Source organism: Gordonia sp. NPDC003504, from assembly GCF_053587995.1.
In genome coordinates this window covers 155180-164638 of sequence record NZ_JBSFPC010000004.1, presented here as the reverse complement: position 1 = coordinate 164638, position 9459 = coordinate 155180, and the positions used below count along the sequence as shown (strand labels likewise).

The 9459-nt window shown below is 67.7% G+C and carries 8 protein-coding genes and 1 tRNA gene; 5 read left to right on the top strand and 4 right to left on the bottom strand.

Annotated elements, in window-relative coordinates:
* The first annotated feature begins 143 nt into the window (after positions 1 to 143).
* From ACWDPV_RS10225 to ACWDPV_RS10215, 3 genes are read left to right on the top strand one after another with little or no spacing between them, the layout of a single operon-like run.
* Positions 144 to 413, top strand: a complete 270-nt coding sequence (locus ACWDPV_RS10225; RefSeq protein ID WP_348808637.1) for a phosphopantetheine-binding protein — start codon at positions 144 to 146, stop codon at positions 411 to 413.
* Entirely contained in the window at positions 410 to 1939 is a 1530-nt protein-coding gene (locus ACWDPV_RS10220) for a tryptophan 7-halogenase (RefSeq protein ID WP_449742859.1), read from the top strand. The genes ACWDPV_RS10225 and ACWDPV_RS10220 overlap by 4 nt, the downstream gene beginning before the upstream one ends.
* 45 nt (positions 1940 to 1984) lie before the next feature.
* Complete coding sequence (locus tag ACWDPV_RS10215) at positions 1985 to 3334, top strand: cation:proton antiporter (protein WP_449742858.1); 1350 nt, start codon at positions 1985 to 1987, stop codon at positions 3332 to 3334.
* Here the strand turns inward: ACWDPV_RS10215 and ACWDPV_RS10210 are convergent.
* Positions 3273 to 4484: an isochorismate synthase gene (locus tag ACWDPV_RS10210; protein WP_449742857.1), complete on the bottom strand. Its 1212-nt coding sequence runs from the start codon at positions 4482 to 4484 to the stop codon at positions 3273 to 3275. The two genes, ACWDPV_RS10215 and ACWDPV_RS10210, sit on opposite strands and share 62 nt — an antisense overlap.
* A 274-nt stretch (positions 4485 to 4758) precedes the next feature.
* Here ACWDPV_RS10210 and ACWDPV_RS10205 point away from each other — a divergent pair, with 274 nt between their 5' ends.
* On the top strand, positions 4759 to 6111 hold the full coding sequence (locus ACWDPV_RS10205) for a lysine N(6)-hydroxylase/L-ornithine N(5)-oxygenase family protein (protein WP_449742856.1): 1353 nt from the start codon (positions 4759 to 4761) through the stop codon (positions 6109 to 6111).
* 112 nt (positions 6112 to 6223) lie between these two features.
* On the opposite strand, the gene ACWDPV_RS10200 is transcribed toward ACWDPV_RS10205, so the two are convergent.
* Both ACWDPV_RS10200 and ACWDPV_RS10195 read right to left on the bottom strand, forming a co-directional pair.
* A complete protein-coding gene (locus ACWDPV_RS10200; protein ID WP_449742855.1) occupies positions 6224 to 7177 on the bottom strand; it encodes an LLM class F420-dependent oxidoreductase in 954 nt (317 codons plus the stop codon).
* A gap of 10 nt (positions 7178 to 7187) precedes the next feature.
* On the bottom strand, positions 7188 to 8231 hold the full coding sequence (locus ACWDPV_RS10195) for a nucleoside hydrolase (RefSeq protein WP_449742854.1): 1044 nt from the start codon (positions 8229 to 8231) through the stop codon (positions 7188 to 7190).
* 71 nt (positions 8232 to 8302) lie between these two features.
* Here ACWDPV_RS10195 and ACWDPV_RS10190 point away from each other — a divergent pair, with 71 nt between their 5' ends.
* Positions 8303 to 9229: a mechanosensitive ion channel family protein gene (locus ACWDPV_RS10190; RefSeq protein ID WP_449742853.1), complete on the top strand. Its 927-nt coding sequence runs from the start codon at positions 8303 to 8305 to the stop codon at positions 9227 to 9229.
* 79 nt (positions 9230 to 9308) lie between these two features.
* Here ACWDPV_RS10190 and ACWDPV_RS10185 read toward each other — a convergent pair.
* A tRNA-Leu gene (locus tag ACWDPV_RS10185) sits at positions 9309 to 9394 on the bottom strand.
* Positions 9395 to 9459: the final 65 nt, after the last annotated feature.

Below are 9459 nucleotides of genomic sequence, written 5' to 3'. Positions count from 1 at the left end.
GCGTCTACATTAGGGCAGGCTAAGCTCAAGGGAAAGTGCTCACGCCGAGTGTATGCCCGATGCGGTGACACCGGATCGGCGGGAGTCGTCACCGAGCGCGCGACGTGCCATCACGACGATGGCGGAGAAGTGAGGAAGACCAGATGGCCGCTGTTGGTGCAGTGCTGACCCGGGAACGAATCATCGGGGACATCGCCGACATCCTGGAGTTGCCCGCATCCGAGATCACCGACGAGACAAACGTTCTCGACATCGGACTGGATTCGGTGCGGTTGATGTCGCTGATCGAACGGTGGCGCGCCGCGGGTGCGGTACAGGCAGATCTGGTCGCCCTCGCCTCGGACCCGGTCGTCGGCTCCTGGGTGCGCGAACTCACCGCGGCCGCCGCGTCGACGCCGGACTCGGCACGATGAGCGGGCAGCGAGATCAGGCGCCCGCCGTGACCGAAGACGTCGATGTCGTGGTCGTCGGCGGTGGACCGGGTGGCTCCACGACCGCCACGATGTTGGCCAAGAGCGGTCGGCGGGTGATCCAGCTCGAGAAGGAGACCTTTCCCCGGTACCAGATCGGGGAATCGTTGCTGCCGTCCACGATTCACGATGTGTGCAAACTCCTCGGGTGCTACGAGCAGGTGCGTGACGCCGGATTCATGCACAAGCGCGGCGGCAGTTTCCGGTGGGGTACCAATCCGGTGCCGTGGAACTTCCTGTTCGCCATCTCACCCGAGTTCGCCGGCGAGGGAAGCTACGCCTACCAGGTCGAGCGGATGAAGTTCGACCAGATCCTGCTGGAGAACTCGGCGGCCAACGGCGTCGACGTCCGGCAGAACAGTCGGGTCAACGGCGTCGACACCGACGACAGCGGACGCGTCGTGGGTGTGCGTTACGTCGATGCCGATCGCGTCGAGCATCACATCCGCGCCGCCTACGTGGTGGACGCATCGGGCAACTCCACCCGACTGACCCGGCACGCCGGCGCCGAACGCGTGTACTCGGAGTTCTTCCAGAACATCGCAGTGTTCGGGTACTTCGAAGGGGGCAAACGATTTCCGGCCCCGGACAGCGGCAACATCCTGTGCGCGGCATTCGATGAAGGCTGGATCTGGTACATCCCGCTGTCGGACACGCTGACCAGCGTCGGCGTCGTCATCGCCAAGGACAAGGCCGATCACGTGATCAACGCGCAGGAGGAAACCCTCCTGCACTACATCGATCGCTGCGAGATCGTGCGCGACATGCTGTCCGACGCCACCCGGGTGACCGAGGGAACCTACGGCGAGATCCGGCTGCGCAAGGACTACTCGTATGCCAACACCCGCTTCTGGGGCAACGGTATGGTGCTCGTCGGCGACGCCGCGTGCTTCATCGATCCGGTCTTCTCCACCGGAGTCCACCTCGCGACATACTCCGGCGTGCTGGCGGCCCGATCCATCAACAGCGTGCTCGACGGCACCGTGAGCGAGGACCGGGCATTCGGCGAATTCGAGGGCCGCTACCGGCGTGAGTACGCGGTGTTCCACGAATTCCTGTCGGCGTTCTACGACATGGAGCAGTCCGAGGACTCGTACTTCTGGAAGGCCCGCCGGGTCACCAACTTCGATCGCACCGACATGACCGCCTTCGTATCCCTGGTGGCCGGCGGCTTCTCCGGCGAGCAGGCTCTCACCGACCCGTCGCAGATCATCGAACGCTTCCGCGCATCGTCGGACGCCCTCACCCGGGCCGCCGCGAAAACCGGTGGTATGGACACCGATTCGGGTCAGCGGATGGGGCACATGTTCTCCGCTCCGGTGGTCCGCGACGTGATGGAGGAGATGAACGCACTCCAGGCACGCGGGGCGGTGGGTGATCGGGCCACCGAGCCGCCGCTGCTGGCGGGCGGGCTCGTACCGTCGGCCAACGGTCTGTCGTGGGCCGAGCCGGCCGATGTACCGGTCTGATCGGGTGTCGCGGTCGGTGGTGACCGGGAACCACCGACGGCCCTGATGCTCGGACATCTCGCCCTGGTCCTGATGGCCGCGCTCGGCTGCGGCATGATCGCGCAGCGACTCGGGCTGCCGGCGATGACCGGGCAACTCGCGGCCGGAGTGATTCTCGGGCCGTCGCTGCTCGGGGCGGTGCTGCCCCCGGCGTGGAGTTTCGGTACCGGCGATGCGCTGCCGCTGGTGTCGGCCGTGGGTACGCTCGGCGTCGTCCTGCTCGTCGGTCTGGCCGCCGTCGACCTCGACGGTGCCTTCCTCCGCCGCCGTACCACCGTGCTGGCGTCCGTCGGCGTCGGATCGTTCGTGATCCCGCTGCTCACCGGAGTGGTTGCCGGACTGCTGATTCCGCACACGCTGCGCGGGCAGTCCGCCGGCACCACCGAATTCGTGCTGCTGCTCGGAACGGCGTTGTCGGTCAGCGCGATACCGGTGATCGCCCGCATCCTGACCGAGCTCGACCTGATGCGCAAGGAAATCGGTCAGCTGACCCTGGCCACCGGCACCCTCACCGACGTCGCCGCCTGGGTCATCCTCGCGGTCGTCTCGGCCATGGCCACCTCCGGGCTCCGGGGTTTCCGGTTGCCGTTGACCCTGGGAGCCCTGGCGGCCCTGCTGGTGGCGACCTGGCTGTTGCGACGACCGGTGAGCCGGGCGCTGGATCGTCTGGAGACCTCCCGCCATCGCTCGGAGACCGGCGGGATCGTGGTGTTGGCTCTGATCGCCGGTGCGGCTCTGACCGGGGCCGTGCACCTCGAGCCGGTCCTGGGTGCATTCCTCGCCGGGGTGATCATCGGACACCGGGGCGAGTCCGTGATGGCGCCGCTGCAGGCGATCACGACCTGGGTGCTGGCCCCGGTCTTCCTGGCCGGTGCGGGACTGCACCTGGATCTGCACCTGATCGCGCATCCCCAGGTGCTGCTCGCCACGGCGGGGCTCCTGGTGGCCGCGGTGGTGAGCAAGTTCGTCGGTGCCTATGCCGGTGCGCGCATTGCACGGATCCCGAGGTGGGATGCCGCCGCGCTGGGCGCAGGACTGAACGCGCGGGGCGTCGTCGAGATCGTGATCGCCTCCGCGGGACTGCACATGGGCGTCTTCGGCGAAGAGATCTACATGATCGTGGTGCTGTTGGCCGTGGTCACCTCGATCATGGCCGGGCCCTGGGTGGCTTACTGCGTCACGCGCGGCACCCGTGCGGCGGCGGTCGAGGCTGCGCCGGAACGTGATTCACCCACGGCCTCACCGCCCCCGACACCGGCACCGGCACCGGCACCGGCACCGGCACCGACGATGCCTACGCTCGATCGATCCGGAACGCATCAAGGACCGCCGCGAACTTGCTCTCGGTCTCGGTGACCTCGGCATCGGGGTCCGACTCCGCGACGATCCCGCCGCCGGCCCAGGTGACGGCGCTGCGACCGTCGGCTGCGATCTCCGCGCAGCGGATGCTCACCAACCATTCGCCGTCGCCGCCTTCGGCCACCGGCTCCGACCACCCCACCGCTCCGGCGTAGAAGCCGCGAGGCCCCTCGAAGTCCAGGATGTGCTCGCGGGCCGAGGCTGTCGGGGTTCCGCAGATCGCCGGGGTCGGATGAACGGCCAGCGCGAGATCGAGTGAGGTGGTGGACGGCTCGGCGATCGTCGCCTCGACCGGGGTACCGAGATGCCACATCGTCGGGGTGGTCATCAGCACCGGTTGCTCCGGGATGTGAAGGGTGTCGCACAGCGGCGTCAGTGCGGCGGCGAGGGCGTCCACGACGTAGCGGTGTTCGATCCGATCCTTCGTCGAATCTGCCAGGGCCCGACCGCGTTCGGCGTCGATGCGCGGATCGGGGTGACGCGCCGACGAGCCCGCCAGGGGATGGGCGGTCACGGTGCTTCCGCGTTTGCGGATCAGCACCTCGGGGCTCGCGCCGACGAGGTGGGCGCCGAGGTGGGCGGGTGCGGCCGACAGATCGGTGACGAACACCGACCCGTTCGGATCGGCCGCCCGCATCCGTGCGGCGACCTCCCACGGTGAGATCGCACCCTGGGCACTGAGGCGAAGGGCCCGGGCCAGCACCACCTTCGCAAGCTCGTCGGAGGGGTCGGCGAGGCGTCGCACCGAGGACACCACCCGGCGTCGGTGCTCGGCGGCGTCCGGATCGGCGCGCGCGATCTCGGCACGTGCGATCTCGGTGTGGGGGACGCCGGTGTGCGGGACGTCGAGTCCGTTGTGCGCACCCCAGGCGCCCGCATGCCGCGAGAACGTCCGCGGCGCCCACAGTGCCGCGTCGTCACCGGTGTCGAACGGTATCGCGCCCACCACCGCCCGCACCGATCCGTCACGCAGGGCCGATGCGGCCCGTGCGAGATCGGCGAACGGCCGCTCGACCCCCGCGGCGATCACGTGATAGTCGTTGCGACAGAACAGGAACCCGCCGTGAGCAGGGTGTGGCGGCGTGCCCTGATGGTCTGCGGCAGCGGTGGCGTCAGCGGCGCCGGTGGTGACGATCGAAGGGTTCATCTCGTTCTTCTCCTGAGCAGGGCAGCGGTTCGCCCCGGGCCGTCGGATGGGTGCTGATCCGGCCCGTATGTGCCCGATGAACCCGCTGTTGGACCTTAGGTTAGACTTACCTTCACGATAGCGGGCGTCTGGTGCGGGGGTCGACGGCCGGGCCGTGAGACGACGGTCTCATCAGGTCGCCGAACGCGGCTGGTGTTCCGCCCCGGTCACCGAAGCCATCACCGACCCGGCGCCAACGCAGCCACCGCCGGTGTCAACGTAGAGGGAGTAGCGCGTGTGCAGTGACAGTTCCACGACGGACGTGGTGGGGATCGGTTTCGGTCCGTCGAACCTGGCGCTGGCCATCGCCATCGAGGAACACAACAGCGCGATCCACAACAGCGCCCTCCACACCGACACCCCCACACAGCGACCACTGTCGGCGCGATTCCTGGAACGGCGCGACCGGTTCGAGTGGCACCCGGGGATGCTGTTGCCGGGTGCGACGATGCAGGTGTCGTTTCTCAAAGATCTCGCCACTCAACGTAATACGGCCAGCCGGTTCACCTTCCTGAACTACCTGTCCGAGCGTGGGAGGCTGTCCGACTTCATCAATCTGGCCACCTTCTTCCCCCTCCGGTCGGAGTTCCACGACTATCTCGGATGGGCGGCCGAGCGCGTCGAGATCCCCGTGCAGTACTCGACGGAGGCCTCCGACGTCCGGTGGTCCGACGGGGCATTCGAGGTGGTGACCGCCTCGGGTACCCACCGGGCGCGCAACCTGGTACTCGGCGGCGGCATCCGCGGCAAACTGCCCGCAGGCGTGTCGGCCGGGCCCCGTGTCTTTCACAACCATGACCTGCTCATCCGTCTCGCCGCGTTGCCGTCGACGCCGCACGGTCGTTTCGTGGTGGTCGGCGCCGGACAGAGCGCCGCCGAGGTGACCGCATACCTGCACGCCGAAACACGTGCCGAGGTGCACGCCGTGTTCGCCAAGTACGGCTACACGCCCGCCGATGACAGCCCGTACGCCAATCGGGTCTTTGACGCATCGACCGTCGACGAGTATTTTGCCGCCGAACCGGCCTGGCGGGAACGCTTGCTCACCTATCACCGCGGCACCAACTATTCGGCGGTGGATCCGGAATTGATCGAGGAGTTGTACCGGCGCGAGTACACCGAGCGGGTCGCCGGCGACCGGCGGCTGTTCGTCCACGGTTCCACCGAGGTCGTCGACATCGTCGAAACCGACGACACCGCGCGGGTCCGGATGATCCACCGACTGACCGGCGAGGAACTCGACATCGATTGCGACGCCGTGATCTTCGCCACCGGATTCGAGCCCACCCCGATCGCCGACCTGGTCGGCGGCCTCGCGGCGCGATGCCATTCGGACACCCACGGGCGGCCGATCCTGGATCGGCAGTACCGCGTGCGCACCGATCCCGAGATCACCGGGTCGATCTTCGTGCAAGGCAATTCCGAGCACACCCACGGTCTCACGTCGACGCTGTTGTCCAACGTCGCGATCCGGTCCGGGGAGATCGTCGACACGATCCTCGGCACACGCCCAGGCACAGGCACGGCACCCAACGGAGCCGACGGTGTCGCCACCTCGGTGCGGGTCTCGACACCGTCGGGACTCTAGAGGGCACGCCCTGGTGGTGTGACCGATGGGCCTCGGTGTCTGACGACGGGCCTCGGTGTCTGACGACGGGCCTCGGTGTCTGACGACGGGCCTCAGTGTCCGACGACGGGCCTCAGTGTCCGACGACGGGCGCCAGGGTCTCGCCGAGCAGCCCGACGCGGCCGGCGATGTGCCCGTTGGCCGGCGCGTTGACGGTGAAGCCGTCGATTCCGGTGGCCAGCAACTCGCCGTACCGGGCCGCCACCTCCTCGGGCGAACCGACGATGGTACTCGCACGCCGGACCTGGGCGCGGGGATTACGCGCCAGGTACGCCTCGAACTCGTGGACGGCCTGATCGTGCGTCGGTGCCACACACGCCGAAGTCTGCAGACTGACGGTGATCTCGGACCGATCGCGTCCGAGTTTCTCGCAGTGGCCGGCCAGGGCGTCGAGTTTGCGCCCGATCTCGTCGGGCGCACAGATGATGTTCGACTCGTCGGCGTACTGGGCGACCATGCGCAGTGTCTTGCGTTCACCGCCGCCGCCGATCATCACCGGGATGGGCGACACCGGCGCCGGGGAGTTGATCGCGTCGACGACCTGATACCACTTCCCGGTGAGGGTGGGACGCTCACCGCGCAGCATTGGCAAGATGATCTGCAGCGCTTCCTCCAGCTTCTCGAACCGGTCGGTGAAGGTACCGAATTCGTAACCGAGAGAATCGTGTTCGAGTTCGAACCACCCCGCGCCGATACCGAGCTGGGCACGGCCCTCCGACACCAGATCGAGCGCCGTGATCGTCTTCGCGAGCAGCGTCGGGTTCCGGTACGTGTTGCCGGTGACCAACGCCGACAACCGGACCCGAGAGGTGTGCTGGGCCAGCGCCGATAGCAGGGTGTAGCACTCGATCATCGGCTCGTCGGGTTCGCCGAGAATGGGCAGTTGATAGAAGTGGTCCATCACCAGGACGGTGTCGAAGCCGGAGTTCTCCGCCTCGACCGCCTGCGCGGTGATGGTGGGAAACAGGTGATCGGGCGCGATGCCGGGATAGGTGAAGTTCGGGATCTGATAGCCGAGGCGGGTCACCGCATCAACGCTACGCCGAGGCGCCGGGGATGCCGACCGTTCGGGCGAGTTCGGCGATGGTGTCGATGAGATCGTCGAACACGGCCTCGACGTCGGTGGTGGTCGCGATCGCGACATTCGGTTCACCGCCCCACATTCCGCGTTCGTCGGCCACCGTCGTGCCGCGAGTGAGCGGGCCGGTCAACTCCACCGCGACCTGCGCCGGACGTGTCGTGACGCGCGACGGATCGAGCGCCACCATCGCGGCGAACGGATCGTGCAGATGCGCGATGTACCCCTCGTCATGCGCGTGGTGGAACTCGAGATAGAAACGCAGCGCGTCCATGACATGGCGGATGACGGCGTTGCTCGCCACCGAACGCAGGCCGGGTTCGTCGGCCGGGTCGGGGCATTCGAGTGGTTCGCTGCCCGCGGCGGCGGCCAACCGGACCGCGTGATCGGGCGTCAGTGCGATGTCCTCGGTGAGGTCGAGGGAACACACGATCGGCGCCGGTGTGCCGTCGACGCCGAACGCGGCGAAGACCTCGGCGGCGGCCTCCGGATCCACGGCGACATTCCATTCCGAGGTCGGTGTGGTGTTGCCGTGCACATGGAAGGCACCGCCCATGACCACCAGCCGGCGAAGTCGGTAGGGCAGTTGCGGATCACGGCGGATGGCGGTGGCCAGCGACGTCATCGGTCCGGTGACCAGACCCACCAGCTCACCCGGATATGAGGTGGAAGCGACGATCCACGCATCGGCGGCGTCGTCGTCGGCGACCGCGCGCGTGCTGGTGGGCAGTTCGGCGTATCCGACGCCGAGTGGTCCGTGGGTGTCCTCGGTGGTCATCAGATCCGCGACCAGCGGGACGGCGGCGCCGAGATGGACCGGCACGTCCTCACGGCCGCACAGGTCCAGCCAGGCGAGATTGTTGGCGGCGACGACGTCGGCCGGGACATTCCCGGCGGTACTCGCGATCCCGACGAGGTCGACGTCGTCGCGCCCAAGGAGATACAGCAGCGCCAGGGAGTCGTCGATGCCGGTGTCGCAGTCGAAGAAGAGTCGCGCGGTCATCGGGCCATTGTGCCTGCCCGGCCTGTCCAGCAGGTTCGACATCTCGGCTCAGATGCGTACGGTCGGAGGGCATGACTGATCGAGTACTGGCCTTCGAATGGACGGACACCACGCGAATGTGGTTGGTGGAGACCCCGGTTCGGATCGTCGCGTATCTGATCGGGGCGTTGGTGGTGCGCTACCTCGCACACCGCCTGATCGACCGCGCCACGCGCGGCGGTGGTGATGGCCGCGGCATGCCCGCGGTGGTGCGGCACCTGCGTGAGCGGGCACCGGGATCGATCCCGGACGAGACGATCATCGCGCGGCGCACCCAGCGAGCCCAGACCATCGGCTCTGTGTGCAAGTCCACGGTCTCCATCGTCGTGCTGGTGTGGTTGTGCCTGGCGATCCTGTCGGTCCTCGGGGTCAACATCGCACCCTTCATCGCCTCGGCCGGCGTCGTCGGCCTGGCCATCGGATTCGGCGCACAGAATCTGGTCCGCGACTTCGTGAGTGGCGTGTTCATGCTCCTGGAGGACCAGTACGGGGTCGGCGACACCGTCGATCTCGGTGAGGCGATCGGCGAGGTGGCCAGTGTGGGTCTGCGGGTCACCACGGTCCGCGACGTCGACGGCACCCTCTGGTACGTCCGCAACGGCGAGATCGTGCGGGTGGGCAACATGAGTCAGGATTACGCCGTGGCCCGGGTGGAGGTGCCGGTGTCGTTGCGCGCCGATCTCGACCTGGCTCAGCGTGTGGCCGTGGAGGCGGTCCGTGCCGCGATCGACGAGGACGCCGAGCTGGCCCGTGATGTCCTGGACGACCCGCGGATGCTCGGGATCCAGGAGGTCGCCGCCGATCTGGTGACACTGCGGATGACGGTGACCACCCGGCCCAACGCGCAGTGGGCGGTGGCGCGCCGCCTGCGCCACGAGATCTTGCGCGGATATGAGCGCAACGGGATTGACATGCCCTATCCGAACGGCAAGGTGCTCGTCGGTCGGACCGCGGACTGAGCCGATCGACGTCACTGACGCGAGATGGGCGAAAACCGCAGGGCCCCGGGAAGATTCCTGGGGCCCTGCGGTGTACGTGTGTCCGAGGGGGGACTTGAACCCCCACGCCCGTTAATAGGGCACTAGCACCTCAAGCTAGCGCGTCTGCCATTCCGCCACTCGGACTTGCGTTGCCGTGGTGGGAGTGAACCTCTCACACCGGCGGCGATAACACTAACCGAGGTTGCCCC